This window comes from Vreelandella sp. L-25, from assembly GCF_056857535.1.
In genome coordinates this window covers 41,790-58,276 of record NZ_JBSXNH010000075.1, presented here as the reverse complement: position 1 = coordinate 58,276, position 16,487 = coordinate 41,790, and the positions used below count along the sequence as shown (strand labels likewise).

16 protein-coding genes are annotated in these 16,487 nt (G+C 53.8%); 11 read left to right on the top strand and 5 right to left on the bottom strand.

Annotated elements, in window-relative coordinates; genetic code table 11:
* Nucleotides 1-546 precede the first annotated feature (546 nt).
* The gene (locus tag AC13CN_RS12540; RefSeq protein WP_054641367.1) at nucleotides 547-2,241 is read left to right on the top strand and encodes a peptidoglycan DD-metalloendopeptidase family protein; all 1,695 of its coding nucleotides are present in this window, start codon (nucleotides 547-549) and stop codon (nucleotides 2,239-2,241) included.
* Nucleotides 2,242-2,342: 101 nt separating this feature from the next.
* Here the strand turns inward: AC13CN_RS12540 and AC13CN_RS12535 are convergent, their stop codons facing one another.
* Nucleotides 2,343-3,974 (bottom strand): L,D-transpeptidase family protein, encoded by a 1,632-nt coding sequence (locus AC13CN_RS12535; RefSeq protein ID WP_253557133.1) that lies wholly within the window; start codon nucleotides 3,972-3,974, stop codon nucleotides 2,343-2,345.
* Between the two features lie 172 nt (nucleotides 3,975-4,146).
* Here AC13CN_RS12535 and AC13CN_RS12530 point away from each other — a divergent pair, with 172 nt between their 5' ends.
* The 7 genes from AC13CN_RS12530 (at nucleotide 4,147) to AC13CN_RS12500 (ending at nucleotide 12,130) form a co-directional block, all read left to right on the top strand.
* Entirely contained in the window at nucleotides 4,147-4,866 is a 720-nt protein-coding gene (locus AC13CN_RS12530) for a murein L,D-transpeptidase catalytic domain family protein (protein ID WP_044628986.1), read from the top strand.
* Between the two features lie 340 nt (nucleotides 4,867-5,206).
* Complete coding sequence (locus AC13CN_RS12525) at nucleotides 5,207-6,139, top strand: CZB domain-containing protein (protein WP_253557134.1); 933 nt, start codon at nucleotides 5,207-5,209, stop codon at nucleotides 6,137-6,139.
* Between the two features lie 87 nt (nucleotides 6,140-6,226).
* Complete coding sequence (locus AC13CN_RS12520) at nucleotides 6,227-7,246, top strand: patatin-like phospholipase family protein (RefSeq protein ID WP_044628984.1); 1,020 nt, start codon at nucleotides 6,227-6,229, stop codon at nucleotides 7,244-7,246.
* Between the two features lie 316 nt (nucleotides 7,247-7,562).
* The gene (locus AC13CN_RS12515) at nucleotides 7,563-8,915 is read left to right on the top strand and encodes a NarK family nitrate/nitrite MFS transporter (protein WP_058575935.1); all 1,353 of its coding nucleotides are present in this window, start codon (nucleotides 7,563-7,565) and stop codon (nucleotides 8,913-8,915) included.
* Nucleotides 8,916-8,994: 79 nt separating this feature from the next.
* Nucleotides 8,995-10,251 (top strand): nitrate regulatory protein, encoded by a 1,257-nt coding sequence (locus AC13CN_RS12510; protein WP_044628982.1) that lies wholly within the window; start codon nucleotides 8,995-8,997, stop codon nucleotides 10,249-10,251.
* Between the two features lie 89 nt (nucleotides 10,252-10,340).
* A complete protein-coding gene (locus AC13CN_RS12505) occupies nucleotides 10,341-11,027 on the top strand; it encodes an SDR family oxidoreductase (protein ID WP_044628981.1) in 687 nt (228 codons plus the stop codon).
* A 110-nt stretch (nucleotides 11,028-11,137) separates the two neighbouring features.
* Nucleotides 11,138-12,130 (top strand): MsnO8 family LLM class oxidoreductase, encoded by a 993-nt coding sequence (locus AC13CN_RS12500; protein ID WP_474354915.1) that lies wholly within the window; start codon nucleotides 11,138-11,140, stop codon nucleotides 12,128-12,130.
* A gap of 10 nt (nucleotides 12,131-12,140) precedes the next feature.
* Here AC13CN_RS12500 and AC13CN_RS12495 read toward each other — a convergent pair whose 3' ends face one another.
* A complete protein-coding gene (locus tag AC13CN_RS12495; protein WP_233420299.1) occupies nucleotides 12,141-12,317 on the bottom strand; it encodes a hypothetical protein in 177 nt (58 codons plus the stop codon).
* Between the two features lie 302 nt (nucleotides 12,318-12,619).
* Here AC13CN_RS12495 and AC13CN_RS12490 point away from each other — a divergent pair, with 302 nt between their 5' ends.
* Nucleotides 12,620-13,114 carry a GNAT family N-acetyltransferase gene (locus AC13CN_RS12490; RefSeq protein WP_054641363.1) on the top strand — a complete coding sequence of 165 codons (495 nt, stop codon included), beginning with the start codon at nucleotides 12,620-12,622 and terminating at the stop codon, nucleotides 13,112-13,114.
* Nucleotides 13,115-13,229: 115 nt separating this feature from the next.
* On the opposite strand, the gene AC13CN_RS12485 is transcribed toward AC13CN_RS12490, so the two are convergent.
* Nucleotides 13,230-13,787 carry a DUF1415 domain-containing protein gene (locus tag AC13CN_RS12485; RefSeq protein ID WP_054645293.1) on the bottom strand — a complete coding sequence of 186 codons (558 nt, stop codon included), beginning with the start codon at nucleotides 13,785-13,787 and terminating at the stop codon, nucleotides 13,230-13,232.
* A gap of 90 nt (nucleotides 13,788-13,877) precedes the next feature.
* Nucleotides 13,878-14,546, bottom strand: a complete 669-nt coding sequence (locus AC13CN_RS12480; protein WP_044628977.1) for a GntR family transcriptional regulator — start codon at nucleotides 14,544-14,546, stop codon at nucleotides 13,878-13,880.
* A 189-nt stretch (nucleotides 14,547-14,735) separates the two neighbouring features.
* Between AC13CN_RS12480 and AC13CN_RS12475 the strand changes: the two genes are divergently transcribed.
* On the top strand, nucleotides 14,736-15,293 hold the full coding sequence (locus tag AC13CN_RS12475; RefSeq protein ID WP_044628976.1) for a chromate transporter: 558 nt from the start codon (nucleotides 14,736-14,738) through the stop codon (nucleotides 15,291-15,293).
* On the top strand, nucleotides 15,290-15,820 hold the full coding sequence (locus tag AC13CN_RS12470; RefSeq protein ID WP_044628975.1) for a chromate transporter: 531 nt from the start codon (nucleotides 15,290-15,292) through the stop codon (nucleotides 15,818-15,820). Before AC13CN_RS12475 ends, AC13CN_RS12470 begins: the two co-directional genes overlap by 4 nt.
* A 338-nt stretch (nucleotides 15,821-16,158) precedes the next feature.
* Here the strand turns inward: AC13CN_RS12470 and arfA are convergent, their stop codons facing one another.
* Nucleotides 16,159-16,308: an alternative ribosome rescue factor ArfA gene (gene arfA / locus AC13CN_RS12465; RefSeq protein WP_074210948.1), complete on the bottom strand. Its 150-nt coding sequence runs from the start codon at nucleotides 16,306-16,308 to the stop codon at nucleotides 16,159-16,161.
* Between the last annotated feature and the right edge of the window lie 179 nt (nucleotides 16,309-16,487).

The following is a 16,487-nucleotide window of genomic DNA, read 5'->3' as shown; positions in this document are numbered from 1 at the left end:
AAAAAATACCACTAGAATGCCAGGAAATAGCGTCGAGTACTCGTTCTCTGACAAACACTGCGTAAACGGCAGCGCGCTAAGACAAAAGCTCACTCGCCAAAAATACAAAAAATTACAAAAAACCTGTTCGTTATCTTTAACGCTGCCTCAATTATTTGAGTAATGATCATCGTATAGGCTGCTAACGTGGTGTAGATCCTCTCACTCAGACCCTGTTTGGCTGCTCATTAAAGTCGCAAAAAGAGATAAAAGCCTTTTAAATTAGACGCAAGCTGTATAACAGCTTTCGCAATGCCTAACTTACATCCATGGTTAAGAGCAAAATAATGAGGGCCTTCGCACACCAGCATGCACGTTCAACGTTACTTTTGTTAGCAAACGGCGTTCATAAATCCTCACCCAAGTTGAATAATTCCGCTTTTTAGCGAAAGTATGTTTTGTGTATAGATGTACAGTCTATTCACTCCTGCCTCCATGGGGTATGGTTCCCGAGTTTGCTTACTATCATGTTACTTTTATTTCACGAACTCGGCGGCCCATTTACCCATGTTGCGAATCCTTCATTCGCTGCCCCGCACGCATAAATTATTACTGTTACCCGTGGCCACCATGGTCACCGTGCTGGGCGCACAGAAACTTATCACCACGTACCACGATTTAAACCAACCCCAGACTCCGCTGGAAAGCGTGTTAGTTCCGCTTCCCAGTGATTCTGCCCCGGGCGTGCCTTCGCTTCGCCAAGAGCGAGCGCCCGTTGCAGAAGCGATTGACCGTGCCTCGCGCGCGCTCGACGCTACCCGGGAACATATCCCCTTAAGTGAATTAGCAGCCACCGAGATCGTTGATCTCGACGTGATTACCAGCGCAGAAGCCTCTATGGCGAGTGAAGCTGAGCCACGCGATGCCCAATCTCAGGTAGCGCTGCACGAGGGGGCACTGGATGACGGTGCCCTTCATATGGCCATCGTGTTAGGCACGATTACAAGCGGCATGCTCAATGTCGACAACTCCGTCGAAATCGCTGATGCCACTTCTTACGAGGATTATGGGGTCGAACTCTACGAGGACGATGTCTCGTTCCTGGAACTGGAGCTGGCAGCCGAAGAGCCGTTCGTTCCTGAGTGGGAAACTCATATCGTCGAGCCTGGCGAGACGTTTGCCGTGTTAGCGCAAAACGAGCTGGGCTTGAGGTACAGCGAAGTGCTCGCCCTGCTGGACGACCTACCCGATCCTCGTATGTTGACGCATTGGCGTGCAGGTCACAGCTTCGACTACCAGCTGGACGAAACGGGCCGGTTGTTGGCACTGCGCATGATGAAGAACACGCGCGAAGGCGTTCTACTAGAGCGGGATAGTGACCAATACGCCATTACGGCTATCGAACGTCAGGGTGAGCCCGTACAGCGCCTTTATGCCGGTAGCGTAACGGGCAGCTTTGCTCGCTCAGCCCAAGCCACCGGCTTGAGCAGCAGCTCCGTCACGGAGCTTACGCGCATCTTGCAAAAAAAGCTGGACTTCCGTCGTGACAGCCGCCGGGGGGATCAGTTTCAGGTCTTGGTCGAATCTGACATGATCGATGGCGAGACACTTGATTCGCGTGTACTGGCCGTTAAGTATGACGGCGAACGTATGGACCTGACCGTCGTGCGCAATACCACCGACGATAATTTTTACACGCCCGAAGGCAGCAGCCTCGATCCAGCCTTTGCGCGTCATCCTTTCGAAGGTAATTATCGTCTTAGCTCCAATTTCAACCCACGCCGCCTACACCCGGTCACCGGTCGAGTGAGCCCGCACAACGGCACCGACTTTGCGATGCCCATTGGCACCCCTATCACCGCGCCTGCGAATGGTCGCGTCGAGCGTGTCGGCAACCACCATGCTGCCGGTCGTTACATCGTCGTGCGCCATGACAACGGCTACCGCACCCGCTATTTGCATTTGTCGCAACCATTGGTCAGCCAGGGCGAGCGCGTCACGATGGGCGATCGTATTGCGCTGTCCGGTAATACCGGCCGCAGCACAGGCCCCCACCTGCATTATGAAGTCATCGTCAATAACACGCCGGTGAACGCGATGACGGTCGAACTGCCCGAGAACACTAGCCTAAGCGGCGACACGCTGATCGCGTTCCAACGCCAAGCCGAGCCGATGTTGGCCGCGCTGGAGAGTGGCGAAACCGGCACCATTAGCGTGGCTAACTACGAGCGCGATAACGACAGCGACGAAAGCCTCCAATAAGTACTCTCCACGGCGATACGAAAAAGCCGCTCCACACGACGTGGGGCGGCTTTTTTGATACTACCCGTAGTGATGAACAGTAGTGATGAATGACGAGCGACTTACACTGCTTTGAGCGCTGCGAGCAGCGCCGCATCGCGGTGATAAATATCCTCTCTAAACACTACATCGCCTTGCCCGTTGGGCCAAGCAGTCAGATAGTGCAGCGCTACCGGAATACGGTTAGGCAAGTTCACGTTTTGATCGCTGCGGCCATTCGCGATCAGCGTATTGAGTTGATAACGGCTGCCGCTGTCATGCAGTAGGAGCTGGGCAAATTCCGTTACCCCCTCAACCCGCACACAGCCAGAGCTCAGCGCCCTGTGCTCACGCTGAAAGAGCCCTCTTGCCGGGGTATCGTGCAAGTAAATCATGTCGTTATTGGGAAAACGCACCACGACACGTCCCAGAGGATTGCTGCTCCCTGCCACTTGGCGAAGCATCACGCCTCCAGGACGCTGCCAATCGATCGTGCTCGCATCCAGCGTTTCTCCAGATAGGCTCACTACCTGAATGTTCTGCCGCGCCAGATACTGCTCGTCCTGGCGGATCCGTGGTAGCACATCTTCACGCATAATCGTAGGCGGAATCGTCCAGCTCGGATTAACCGTTAAATGGCTGATGGAGGAGTGAATAATCGGCGTTTCACGGCTGGGCGAGCCCACCACCACTCGGGTATCCCAATGCTGGCCATTGGGGCGCGTATAATGCAAGCGATAGCCTGCAATATCGACCCATACGTTGGGCGCCCGCTCCAGCGAAGGGCGAATCCAGCGGGCGCGCTCCAGGTTGATGCGCAATTGGTTCACTCGTGCGGAGACGGGCATGTTCAGTGCCAGTCGTGTGCGCTCTCCCACTACGCCATCTTCTTGCAACTGGTGGCGTCGCTGAAAACGCATGACCGCTTGCGCTAACTCTCGGTCGAAGCTGCGAGGGTCAGCTCCTGACGCCTGCACGTCGACCATGGGGTAAGCGCTACTATCTGCTGCCAGCAGGTGGGGCTCGCCCCAGAGTGTCAGGCGCTGGCGTAGCGTTTGAACGTCGTCACCAATATCGCCGGGACGCAGCGACTCCTCACGCCCCGGCAAGTAAGGCACGCTGCCCTGCTCTGCCAAACGGCGGTAATGCGTCAACGCTTCGCGCAGCTGAGCATACTCAGGAGATGCGGGGCGAGCGAAAGCCAGCGCCTGATGCACATCACCCTCTTCAACCGCCTGCACTACCCGAGGAAGTGCATAACTCCGCTCAGGGCGTGGTAAGTCCCAGTTGGGCTCGACGTCTTTAGGGTTCACTTTACCTAGCGATAAATGATCCAGTGCTAACAGCAGCGAACGGGTAGCGCGCACATCGAAGCTTGCTTTCGCTTGGGCGTCTAGCTGCTGGCTAAGCTGAAAATCATCCAACAGCGAAGCGGCTTGATAATCACTCGGAGTTAAACCGTCATCCACGAGGCTATTCAATGCGCTGACCAGCGCTTCAACACGGTTGATAGTCTGCCAAGCAGGCTGCCCATCCCTCAGTTGGTAAAACGACTCTACCGGCAGCGTTTCTCCGCTTTGCTGAATGCGCTGTGTCAGCGCTTGCTGTAACGCTTCGCTAGCGGGTTCGCTTGAGGTGGCCATCAGTGGGTAGGTTAGCGTCAGACAGAGCGCGGCCCCTATCGCCCATCGTCTTAGTGGCTGATTGTCGTTCATCGCCCCTCCTTGCGTTACTATGCAGCATTGTGGTGTGGCTTCACTCTTTTTGCTTAACGTCATATCAGCTGTTCCCGTACCGATACGCGTTTTTTATCATAGCCGTTTACGTTTACTCGTGATGACTCTACGTGTGTACCCTTTTTTCGCCACTTTAGTCAGGATTGCACCCATGCTTTTTCGCTCACGCATAACCACTGTACTGTTTTCTTTACCTATCGTGTTACTTTCTTACCCGCTTCAAGCGGCGAGTTTTTTCTCCCAGGTGGCAACAGCACCGCCCGCGGGTGTTTCTCCTCTTCACCACCAGTTACTCCAGTTAGCACCAGGGGCCACGCCCGAGGCACTGCGCCTTGCTGCCCAGGCACTAAGCTGTGCAGACCCATCAGCAGAGCGCCTAGCCGTAATTGATTACTCGCTCCCCTCTTCAGAGCCACGCATGTGGGTATTTGACCTTCACCAGCATACCCTGTTGTTTGAAGAGCTGGTATCACATGGTCAGGGCTCTGGCGATGCGGTGGCTAGTGCTTTCTCGAACACACCTGACAGCCATCAGTCCAGCATTGGCCTGTTCCGCACTATGAATAGTTACTACGGCCGTAATGGCTATTCGCTGCGCCTGGACGGCCTGGAGCCAGAAGTGAACGATCTAGCTTTTGAGCGAGCAATTGTTATTCACGGCGCCGACTATGTTAGCGATGACTTTATTGCGCAAACCGGCCGCCTTGGCCGTAGCCACGGCTGCCCCGCCGTGCGTGAAGACATCACATATCCGCTGATTGATAGTTTGAAAGAGAACCAGTATGTCTTTGCTTACTACCCTGATGAGGAGTGGTTAGCTACTTCTCAGGTGATTAACTGCCCTACCGCACTGTCGTTAGCTCGCCGCTAAAGGGTAGGTAACAATTAAGAAAAGCAGTCGTGAAGCATGAAAATACTCCCTCTTTTTATATGCAAGAGGTTGATTTTGATCGTGAATCGATACTCTTTCCAGGCAGACATAGAAACCCTCTGCAACACTCTGTGACAAAAGATCACACAACGCTCCGCTACTGCAGGTATTGGTCATGTTTGCCTTTATGCACCCCTTTCAAACGATCCGCCGTTTAGAGCATGAAGTTACCGAGCTGCGTACTCAGCTTGCGACTGAAAAAAGTGTTCATGGTTGCCGTGCTATTAGCCTGATGACACCAGTTGAATCGATCAGCATGCTCCAGTCCAAAGGAGCAGATATGCTGACTTCATTAAGCACGGGGGCCGAACACCATGCCGAGCAGTTAGCGAGTGAACGGGCCACTTTGTCAGACTTATTTGCGCGGCTTCATCATGCTGAACAAACGGCTCAGACGATCAAACACCGGTGTCAACGCTTCCAACAGGCAGATGTTCACTATGCAGCCCCGCTCGCTAGCGAACAGGCGCTGCACGAGCTACGCAAAATCGGTGTAGAGCTATCCCGTAACGCCGGGCATACCCGTGCACTTGCCATGACCACGGCGCTAGAGGAGGCTCATATACACCAGGAGCCCTCTGGCTTACCTGCTATCGTCAGCGATATCCAGCACCTTGCCGACCATACGCAGCATCTAGGCCACCAATTGGATCACTGGATTGAGCAGGTTGCCATATTGCTAAAAGAAGATGCTCGCGTGCAGGCCCATCAGCGGGAAACATCTACGGCGCTGGCCAATGCAGCCCAAGCGGCAGAGCAGGTGATAGAGCAACTCATGGGTCAAGCACGTCATATGTATAAAGTGATTCACCACAGCACCACGACGGCCTGTTTGCACGCTGCCAAGCTAGAGCACGCCGTTTGGAAAAATCGGATCTACCACCAGCTACTTTCCGCCTATTTCGAGGACCACATGGTGGATCATCAGCACTGTACGCTAGGCCGCTGGTACTTTACGGGCGAGGGGCGGCGCTACAAACATACCGAGGCGTATCGCTCGCTGGCGGCTCCTCACCGCCGCTTCCATGAAAGCGGCTTGGACGCTTTGCGCTATGCAAGACAAGGGGATCATACGGGTCAACTGGCCTCCCTAGCACTAATGGAGGAAGCAAGCGTAGCACTTGCTAAGCGACTTGATCAGCTTATGGAGCAGGCTGTTTATGAGATACCGATGTCAGCAAGTCATCCTTCACCGCTTGCTGATGCGCCTTAAATTGCTCCCCATATAACACTCCTCCCGTAATGCGTTATTTATGCCATGCTGAGCATGGAACTCATAACGCAGACGGTAAGGATGACGATGGCAGCTGCAAAGAAGCTAGATCTCGCGCTACAAGGCGGTGGAGCCCATGGTGCTTATACCTGGGGAGTTATTGATCGACTTCTGGAAGATGACCGTATTGAGATTGAGGGCATTAGTGGCACCAGCGCAGGCGCTATGAATGGCGTAGTCATGGCAGATGCCCTTACCCGTGGTGGTAAACAGGCCGCCCGGCAATCTCTCAGGGATTTTTGGAAGGCGGTAAGCCGCGCGGGCATGGCAAGTCCTATCCGCCGCTCGCCGATGGATGTACTAACCGGCAATTGGAGTTTGGAGCACTCCCCCGGCTATATCGCCATGGACTTGATGACTCGCCTGGTGTCGCCCTACCAACTCAACCCGCTCAATTTGAATCCATTGCGCGATATTGTGGCGGCCCACATCGACTTTGAGCGGGTACGCCAGTGCGACCAGCTAAAGCTCTTTGTGGCAGCTACTAACGTGCGCACCGGCAAACAGCGTGTGTTTCGTCGAGAAGAGATGAGCGTCGATGCGGTCATGGCATCGGCTTGTCTGCCCTTTATGTTCCAGGCTGTGGAAATCGACGGCGAAGCATATTGGGACGGCGGCTACATGGGCAACCCAGCCCTCTTCCCCTTAATGGAAGAGTGCAGCGCAAGGGATATTCTGTTGGTACAGATCAACCCGATTCGCCGTGATGAACTACCCACCTCCGCTTCGGCCATTATGAACCGCCTTAACGAAATCACCTTTAATGCCGCGCTGATTAAAGAAGTGCGCATGATCGCGCTGTTGAAACGTACCCTTGAAGAGCAGGGTATTGAAAACTGCTACCAGCAGTCGCTTTTTCACCGCATTAGTGGCGATCAGGCACTCGATAGCTTATCGGTTTCAAGCAAACTCAACTCTGAATGGCCATTTTTATGCCACCTGTTTGACCAAGGGAGAGAAGCCGCCGACAACTGGATCACGGCTAACTTTGATGCCATCGGCCAACGCTCAACCCTGGATATTGATGCAGTATATCTGCACGAATAACTCCCTTCAGCCATCCAGCACTGCCCCAACTTGGCGCACTCTGCTCATGAGGAGTGCGCTCACTTGATTAATCTAGTGATTTTATTTCCCTTAGCACTGCTTTGAAAAAACAGTAAGCAACTGATTTAAATATTTAAAAAGACAGATGGCGGAGTATTTGCTTATTGCTATGCAGTAGTAGTAGGCGTGGACCAGGCCCGCAAGGGTACGAGTGCGTCGAACCTGACCTTCAATGGCGAAGGCATGTTCTCGTAACCACGCAACGCCTGATGCGTTGTGTCTCGGCAAACTCGTTCTATGCTCTGTGAGGCCATCCATGGACATTCGCAATAAAGCCAACCGCATTCGACTGTTGAACTTCTCAACACCGCAAATGCGCGCGTTTCACCTCTCCTGGTTCGCATTTCATATCTGCTTTTTCGGCTGGTTCGGCATTGCGCCGCTAATGGCGGTGGTTCGCGAGGATCTATCACTCACCCAAACCCAAATCGGCAATACCATTATTGCCTCGGTGGCGATCACCGTGGTGGTGCGCCTGTTGATTGGCGTGCTGTGTGATCGTATTGGGCCACGTAAAACCTACACAGGCCTACTGATGCTCGGGTCCATTCCGGTTATGGGCATTGGTCTGGCTAACAGTTTTGAAACGTTTTTGCTGGCCCGCCTAGCGATTGGCGCTATCGGCGCTTCGTTTGTGATTACCCAGTACCACACCACCATGATGTTTGCGCCCAATGTGGTTGGCACAGCTAATGCCACGAGCGCAGGTTGGGGCAACCTAGGCGGCGGCACCACACAAATTGTTATGCCGTTGATTTTTGCGGGCATGCTGATGCTAGGCGTTAATGAGGCGCTCGGCTGGCGTCTGGCCATGGTCGTGCCTGGCGTAGTGCTATTTTTTACCGGTATCGCTTACTGGCTGTTCACTCAAGATGCCCCAGATGGCAACTTCAGCGAGCTGCGCGCCCGCGGTGAGCTACCTCCAGCCACCGGAGAGCATGGCGCAGCCCAGAGCTTTTTAGCGGCGGCAAAGGATATCCGCGTTTGGGCGCTGTTTGTAGTGTACGGGCTCTGTTTTGGGGTCGAGCTGACCATCAACAATATCGCGGCAATCTACTTCTTCGATAAATTCGATCTTACCCTGGCAACCGCCGGCTTAATCGCAGGCCTGTTCGGCTTAATGAACATTTTTGCTCGTACCCTTGGCGGCGTTTTTTCCGACCTATTCGCTAAACAGGGTGGGCTAAAAGGACGCGTCCGCTGGCTCTTTATCGCACTAGTATGCGAAGGAATCGCTCTCGTCGCCTTCTCGCAAATGCATGTACTCAGCTTGGCGATTGGCATCATGCTGGTATTTAGCCTGTTCGTGCAGATGGCGGAAGGCGCCACCTTTGGTGTGGTGCCCTTTATCAATAAAAAAGCCTTAGGCGCAGTGGCCGGTATTGTCGGTGCAGGCGGTAACGTGGGCGCTGTATCGGCAGCGTTTCTATTCCGTAGCGAAAGCCTCAGCTACCAGCAAGGCCTCTTTTACCTCGGCTTAACCGTATTGGTACTTGCCTCCTGCGTACTGGTCGTTCGCTTTAGTGATGCCACCGAAGCAGAAGAAGCCAGCGCCTATCGTGATGCGGTAGGCAAAGACACAGGGGCAGGCGCGCTGTCACTGCGTTAATATTAATTAACACCGCCCCTGCATGCGCATCGCTGTGGGGGCTTTTTACCTTTAGGCGGCGAGTAATAAGGAAATCAACATGTCTTCTGCCCAACAGCTACTCTTAACCGCCCTGCGCTGCGACATTGATAACCTTAACCACCTAGCAACCACAGCAGATATCGTCAGCGATGTCAGCCAGTTTATTCATGTGCTTCAACGCGAGCGAGGAGCCTCGACGATTTACTTAGCCTCAAAAGGCAAGCGTTTTAAAACTCGACGAGCCACTTACCTGCAGCATAGTCAAGCGGCGGAAGCCTCGATGCGTCAGCGTCTCGAAGCGCTTAGCCAGGAGTCACGGCCACAGGCGACAGCGCGCTTATTACGCCGCATTGCTGCCGTCTGGCTGTCACTGGATGAACTAGATGTATTACGGCATGCAATTGAGACCTTCAACATATCGCCAGATGCAGCAACTCAAGCGTTTAACCATCTCATTAGCAATCTCTTAGCGATTGTTTTTGAAGCGGCCGACACAGCGGTCGACCCAGACATTACCCGTGCCCTGGTCGCTATTTTTCATCTTATGCAGGGTAAAGAGCTGGCGGGGCAAGAGCGCGCCTGCGGCGCCTTTGGTTTTACTCTCGGTCATTTCGACAATGCCCACCGTACGCTGCTGAACCAGTTGGTTGACGCCCAACAGCGCTGCTTTGACACCTTTGTAGAATTTGCCACCCCAGAGGCTCTGGGGACTTGGCAACAATCCCTCTCTCCTAGAACACTGGCGGACATTTGTCAGTTGCGAGATATTGCTTGCCAGCGCTCTCACCACCAAACGGCATCAGGCAATACATTAGGTGAAACCTGGTACGAGCTCACCACCCTGCGTATTGATACGATTAAAACGGTTGAAGACACCCTGAATACCCAATTAACGGCCCTTTGCCATCATAAAATTGTCCAGGCTCAAACAGAGCTAGAGCAGACGAAGGCGAAGCCTGACAGACCGCTGCCTGCGCCCTGTGAACAGTTACTAGCCCTTCACTCTACTCAGCCGCTTGGAGACCTAACCGCCAACGCCCTCAACTCTCCGCTTAGCCGCTCACTACTGGAGCTCACTCATGCTCAATCCAGCCGCTTACAGGGGCTAAGCGACGAGCTGGAGAATACCCGCAAGGCTCTCCGTGAACGCAAGCTAATCGAGCGGGCAAAAGGATTAATCATGGCGCACCAGTCCATGAGTGAAGAGGAGGCCTACCGCTTTCTGCGAAAAACCTCAATGGACCAAAGCAAAAGCATGGCGGATATGGCACAGTCGATTCTTGACCTCTCTGCCATGCTGCAACGTAAAGAGTAAAAACAGCAGCGCTGAGCCCGATTTGCAACCTGATTAGGTTTTAGCCATGCTGAAAGCTCACCCAGTTTAATGAGCAAGGAGAGCAAGCGATGCATGACCGCGTACTGTTAATTACCGGCGCTTCCAGCGGCATTGGTGCGGCCACCGCTCGTGCAGCGGCTCGTGAAGGCTACCAGTTGGTACTTGCCGCTCGTTCAGCCGATAAGCTGACATCGCTTGCTCAAGAGCTTGGTCCAGAGAACGTACTCACCTGCGAAGTTGATGTCACCGACTTAAGCCAGCAGCAAGCTATGGTGGAACAGGCGATTGAAACCTTTGGCCACATTGATGCAGTATTCGCCAATGCAGGTCGCGGTGGCTCACCGGGTGGGTTTAGCAGCGCCGATCATGTTGCTTGGCGGGAGATGATTCTCACCAATATCTACGGCGTTGGCCTTACGCTGCAAGCCTGCTTGCCAGAGCTAAAACGCCGCCAGGGTCATATTCTTTTAACCGGCTCTGCCGCAGGCCGCACCACCATCCCAGGTTCCATGTATAGCGCCACAAAGTGGGCAGTAACGGGTATTGGTTATAATCTGCGCGAGGAGTTACGCGGCACCGGCATGCGGGTGACGCTGATTGAGCCCGGCATGGTCGATACTCCCTTCTTTGATGAACCACCCGAGTACGCGCTAGCAGACCGCGATATCGCCAATGCGGTGATCTATGCTCTGTCGCAACCACCCCATGTTGACGTTAATGAAATCCTAGTGCGACCCACACCGCCCCGAGAGTAACTCTGCTCGCTTGACGCCTTGTTTTTGCTCGTTGCTGCCCGCATAAACATAGCATTATGAAGCGTGCTAACAACTTGGCCCGCCGACCATGCATGTTTATTAGGTGACTTATGAGCCAACTTGCCTCAACCGTACTCTCTGTTCTTGACCTAGCGCCCATCCGCCAAGGCGGCAGCGCTGCTGAAACGTTTCGTGATAGCGTCTCTTTAGCCCAACACACAGAGTCTTTGGGCTACCAGCGCTACTGGTTAGCCGAACACCACAACATTGCTGGCATTGCCAGTGCGGCCACCGCCGTACTGATTGGCCATGTGGCGGGGCAAACATCTACTATTCGCGTGGGTAGCGGGGGTATTATGCTGCCTAACCACCCACCGTTAGTGATTGCCGAGCAGTTTGGCACGCTGGAAACCCTCTACCCAGGGCGAATTGACCTTGGCCTGGGCCGCGCACCTGGCTCAGATGGTGCCACCATGCGGGCTATGCGCCGCCACGCCCATGCAGGAGTTGATGATTTTCCAGAGCGACTTGAAGAGCTGCGCCGTTATTTAGACGATGCGGACCCTCGCCAAACCGTTAAAGCCGTTCCAGGCCAAGGCACCCATGTCCCCATCTGGCTACTGGGCTCCAGCGGTTACAGCGCACAGCTCGCGGCAAAGCTCGGCCTACCCTTCGCCTTTGCTGCGCAGTTTGCGCCGGGCTATCTCTTTGAAGCACTGCGCCTATACCGGGATAATTTCCGGCCATCTGAGCATTTAGAGGCACCTTATGCGATGGTGGGCCTGCCTGTCATGGCGGCGGAAAGCGACGAGATGGCGCACTACTTGGCCACCACCGCTCAGCAAAAATTCTTAAACTTGATTCGTGGTAAACCGACCCAGTCACTGCCCCCCGTCGATACGTTAGACTGGTCCCCCATGGAGCGCGCTCAAGTAGAGCAGTTTTTGGGGGCGGCTATTATTGGCGGCCCGGAAACAGTAAAAGCGCAATTAGAAGAGTTTCAAGCACGTACCGGCGCTAACGAACTTATGATTAATAGCGACTTTTATAGCCACGCTGATCGGCTGCGTAGCTATGAGATTGTTGCCCAAGCCGCACGTTAAGCCGCTCTACTCACCCTTTCGCAACGAGAAAAGCACCTGCCGCTACCATCAGCGAGCCTGCGGTACGGTTGGTGCCTTTCTGAGCGCGCGCCGATTGAAAAAAGCGCCGCGCAGAGGAAGCAAACGATGCTACCAGCATTAAGCCCATCATCAACCCAACCAGCGTTAAGCCCACCACCAGAAACATATCGCTCCGGTTTAGCACGGTGAGATCGATAGATCACATCGCTCACCGTCATACCCAGCGCCAGCGGGATACACGGACGCGTACCTGCCGACATCCCCTTAGCTAGTAACGCAAAAATTCCTGGGCCAGGCGTCACGGCAAACACAAAGATAGCTAAAAAGTAGGTCAGTGCGCTCTCTATGGTCATTGCCAAGCCCTCTCGTTGTAATTTATGGCCCACTCGGTGGGGAACGATGCAACTGCGCTGAGCCGCATCAGAATATGCTAACGTAGCTTATGCCTTAATGAACGAGAAAAGACTCATGCAAACCCTTCAATTTTCACCAATGACTGCGGATGAGTTCGCCCTATTTTGGCCCACGTTCCAGGCCATTGTAGCTGCCGAAGAAACCTACGCGATAGATCCTAACATCACTTATGACGACGCTTTTTCACTGTGGTGCAAAACACCACTGCTCAGTATTGCAGTGAAAGACGAACAGGGGCAGCTGCTAGGTAGTTACTACTTAAAAGCGAATGCCGCTGGCCCTGGTAGCCACGTGTGTAACTGCGGCTATATGGTAACGCCGCACGCGCGAGGTAAAGGGGTTGCGCGAGCCATGTGCGAACACTCACAGCAAGCTGCGCGCCAACATGGTTTTATAGCCATGCAGTTCAACGCCGTAGTGGCCAGCAACCAAGTCGCCGTGGCCTTATGGCAACGTCTGGGGTTTAGCATTGTTGGCACGGTGCCCAACGCTTATTGCCACTCATCGCTTGGTTATGTGGATACTTACGTTATGCATAAGTCGTTATAAGGCTATTAAGAGGGTTTTCTTCTTACTGCCAGCAGGTTGCTAGTCTGCTGGTCTTCCAACACTGCATTAAAAATGGTCTGCAAACATAAAAATTAATTTAGGCACCCTATGCAAATTAAGGCAGGTTGTAGCATCGCTGCAGCTGCGCCTCAGCGGTTTTGCTGCCTAACGCTGTTAAGTAAGCGATATTTCGTTCAGGGATAGCGGCCGTGTCGCCGTAAAAGGCGATGGCCTTCTCAACGCTGGCTTCGCGCAGCAAATGCACCATGGCATAGGGCGAGCGGTTTGAGTAATTCGCTGCGTCGTCTGGCTCTGCATCGGCAAAACAGTAATCAGGGTGAAACGTCGCTAGCTGGTAAATACCTTCGTAGCCCAACTCAACGAGCAGCTGCTCGGCAAGCTCTACATAATCCAAGTAGTGGTCGAAGCTTTTAAAAAGTGTCGGAAACACCAGCAGGGTAGTTTCTGCTTCAGGGTGCTCGTTGAGCCACTCCATCTCCTCCACTAGCTCCTCAAGGGCCACATCCACTTTTTTCGAGCGCACGACTTCAACACGAATCGTATTGCTATCCAGCTCACGTTTAGCAAAGGGGCAAATGTTGTGTCCAACAATAAAATGGCTCACCCATGCCAGCGTTTGGTCCACTACCTGCTGATCTGCTGCTTGCGTCATACCCGTTCCACCTGCACCTTATGGATCTTTAAAAGGCGTGGCATCGCCACGTATTGGACGCCAGTGTACAGATAAGCCCTCGCAAATACGCTAGGCATGCTGTTGATAACGCGCCAAGGCAACCTCATAAGATTTGTGAATATGGTCGTCCATTAGTGCTCTTGCGGCTGTCGCGTCGCGCTGAAGCGCTAGTTCCACCAGCTCATGGTGTTGTTCATCCAGTTCCTGTCGGATTGTCGGCATTTTCGGCCCTAAACGACGGTAGCGGTCGAACTGGTCGTGCAATTGTTCAATAAAGCGCAACAGCCATACTGAACCACAGGGTGCCACCAGGGTACGGTGAAACTGCGTATGCAGGCGTTCCCACTCTTCGCCTTTATCTAGTGTAATGTCTGCACGCTTTAGGCGATGTGCCGCCGCCAAAAGGTCTGCTTCCCATACCGCATCGCCATGAGCAATAGCTCGCTCCAGCGCCATACCTTCAAGCTCGGTGCGCAGTCGCGCAATATCGTCTAATTCTTCACGTGAGAGCTTAGGCACTCTGAACCCACGCTGATTCTCTTGGATCAGCAGGCCGTAAGCCGCCAGTTTATTAAGCGCTTCACGCAGCGGACTCAACCCTACCTGGTACTGCTCCTTGAGCGTATTAATGGCGAGTTTCTCACCCGCTTTAAAGCGCCCCCCCACCAAATCGCGGCGCAATACATCATAGATAGAGCGAGATGCTTTCGTAGAGGAAAGCTGAATTGGCTTGTTCATACCGGAGTCCTTTTGCGTACTTTCGCAAGGCATCAGTTGACGGAGATTCCATGACTAGGTGTTGACGCCTCTTGTCTGGCTCACCTATATTCTATTTTAGACAGAATAATCGATTTTTTAACCTACAAACGATAAATAGGCAATCTCGATGCTTTTTACTGTGATGCTACCGCTGCGGGCAATGAGCGTATGAAGCAAACAGCACTTTTTTGGGCGTTTTTCCGCGTCGGCATTTTCGGCTTTGGCGGCGGCCCTGCCATGATACCGCTGGTCCGCGCGGAGGTCGTGACACGCCACCAGTGGCTAACGGATGAAGAGTTTGCCGACGTGCTCGCCATCGGCAATACCCTACCCGGCCCCATCGCCACCAAAATGCCCGGCTATATTGGCTACCGGGTAGCGGGCATCAGCGGCTGCGCGGCGGCCGTCATTGCCGTTATCCTGCCGATGATTGTGGCCATGATTGTGATGTTAGGCATTTTTAGCCGCTACCGCGACGTTGGCTGGATTCGCGGTATGGGACAAGCGGTCATTCCGGTAGTCATGGTCATGATGGCTCAGCTCACCTGGGACTTCTTCGATAAATCCAAAGCCGCCCTTGGCTGGCTAATCAGCATCGCTATGGCGGTCATCGCAGGCGCGGTGATTTATTGGCTAGGCGTACATCCCGGCTGGGTGATTGGGGCTATTCTGCTGGCGGCCCTCCTACGTCCATCCCGTAAAAAACGCGCGGAGGGTGCCGCATGATTTATTGGGATCTCTTTTTAGCGTTTTTTATTCCTAACATTATTGGTTATGGCGGTGGCCCCGCCATTATTCCGCTCATTGAAGCAGAAGTAGTGGGTCGCTATGGCTGGATGACGTCACAGGGCTTTGCTGAAACGCTGGCGCTCGGCAATGCGCTCCCCAGCCCGATTGCCACCAAAATGGCGGGCTATGTTGGCTATGAAGTTGCCGGTATTGGCGGGGCATTTGTGGCTGTTGCCGCGACGGTCATTCCCTCACTCCTGCTGATGCTTGGCGCTTTGGGGCTTTTATATCGCCACCGCGACTCCCCGCGCGTTAAACGCATGAGCCAATGGGTACGACCAGTGATTGCCATGATGATGGCATGGCTTACCCTCAGTTTTTTCACAGAAAGTATGGCGGCAAGCGGCCTCCTCCACACGCTGATTATCGGTATCGTGGCCACGATTGCGCTTGTGCGCTTTAACACCCATCCCGCCTTTGTTGTTATCGGCGCCTTGGTTTATGGAGGGCTCTTCATTTCTTAATAAGGATAAAAATACTGGCTAAAGTGGGTGAGTTGTTAAGCCGCGCTCACTTATTGGAGCTGGTGTGGGGGGGGGGATCAAAGGCGATGTGTCGACGCGTACGGATACTCAGTCAGCCGTTTGCGACGCAAGTTAGAGCTGGACGGTCGGCACGTGCTGCGCCTACGCAGCGTGTACCAATCAGGCTACCGTATGGAAGTGTGCAGTATCTCTACTGTGGAGCAAGCGGCCAATTGACATAAAAAAGCCGACCCGGTGGCCGGCCAAGCTGATGAGAGTCTGCAGACTGGCAAATTGCCTGCAGCGATGCCTGGGGAAGGCATCGCCAAAACGCTGGTTCAAGCGGCTTGGCGATGCCCTCTTTGAGCATGACGCCCTTTACGAGAGTAGCTGCCCTTCCCTTTCTTCGGCGTTTGCTGCTGCATTTTGAACATAGGGGTACGTAACTGCGCTTTGAGCGCGTTTTCGCCAACCTTGTGCTTTTTCATAGAATACTCCTGGTTTATTAAGAGACGCTTAACCGGGCAGTGGAAGCCTCCGCTCCTATGAACATTCGCGTCGCCATCGGTTCCTGCCAGCACGGTAGTTTTCAATAAGCCCCATGAGATACCGAATGGCCGACCGTACTGCTGCTGGCCAACATCGCACCTAGAGACATCGTCATGCA

What these genes read in the sequence shown, in the direction of transcription:
- AC13CN_RS12520 (WP_044628984.1), top strand. Translation starts at nt 6,227, where the DNA reads ATGGCAGCTGCAAAGAAGCTAGATCTCGCGCTACAAGGCGGTGGAGCC.
- AC13CN_RS12500 (WP_474354915.1), top strand. Translation starts at nt 11,138, where the DNA reads ATGAGCCAACTTGCCTCAACCGTACTCTCTGTTCTTGACCTAGCGCCC.
- AC13CN_RS12490 (WP_054641363.1), top strand. Translation starts at nt 12,620, where the DNA reads ATGCAAACCCTTCAATTTTCACCAATGACTGCGGATGAGTTCGCCCTA.
- AC13CN_RS12480 (WP_044628977.1), bottom strand. Translation starts at nt 14,546, where the DNA reads ATGAACAAGCCAATTCAGCTTTCCTCTACGAAAGCATCTCGCTCTATC.
- AC13CN_RS12515 (WP_058575935.1), top strand. Translation starts at nt 7,563, where the DNA reads ATGGACATTCGCAATAAAGCCAACCGCATTCGACTGTTGAACTTCTCA.
- AC13CN_RS12530 (WP_044628986.1), top strand. Translation starts at nt 4,147, where the DNA reads ATGCTTTTTCGCTCACGCATAACCACTGTACTGTTTTCTTTACCTATC.
- AC13CN_RS12485 (WP_054645293.1), bottom strand. Translation starts at nt 13,787, where the DNA reads ATGACGCAAGCAGCAGATCAGCAGGTAGTGGACCAAACGCTGGCATGG.
- AC13CN_RS12475 (WP_044628976.1), top strand. Translation starts at nt 14,736, where the DNA reads ATGAAGCAAACAGCACTTTTTTGGGCGTTTTTCCGCGTCGGCATTTTC.
- AC13CN_RS12495 (WP_233420299.1), bottom strand. Translation starts at nt 12,317, where the DNA reads ATGTTTCTGGTGGTGGGCTTAACGCTGGTTGGGTTGATGATGGGCTTA.
- AC13CN_RS12470 (WP_044628975.1), top strand. Translation starts at nt 15,290, where the DNA reads ATGATTTATTGGGATCTCTTTTTAGCGTTTTTTATTCCTAACATTATT.
- arfA (WP_074210948.1), bottom strand. Translation starts at nt 16,308, where the DNA reads ATGAAAAAGCACAAGGTTGGCGAAAACGCGCTCAAAGCGCAGTTACGT.
- AC13CN_RS12525 (WP_253557134.1), top strand. Translation starts at nt 5,207, where the DNA reads ATGCTGACTTCATTAAGCACGGGGGCCGAACACCATGCCGAGCAGTTA.
- AC13CN_RS12540 (WP_054641367.1), top strand. Translation starts at nt 547, where the DNA reads ATGTTGCGAATCCTTCATTCGCTGCCCCGCACGCATAAATTATTACTG.
- AC13CN_RS12535 (WP_253557133.1), bottom strand. Translation starts at nt 3,974, where the DNA reads ATGAACGACAATCAGCCACTAAGACGATGGGCGATAGGGGCCGCGCTC.
- AC13CN_RS12510 (WP_044628982.1), top strand. Translation starts at nt 8,995, where the DNA reads ATGTCTTCTGCCCAACAGCTACTCTTAACCGCCCTGCGCTGCGACATT.
- AC13CN_RS12505 (WP_044628981.1), top strand. Translation starts at nt 10,341, where the DNA reads ATGCATGACCGCGTACTGTTAATTACCGGCGCTTCCAGCGGCATTGGT.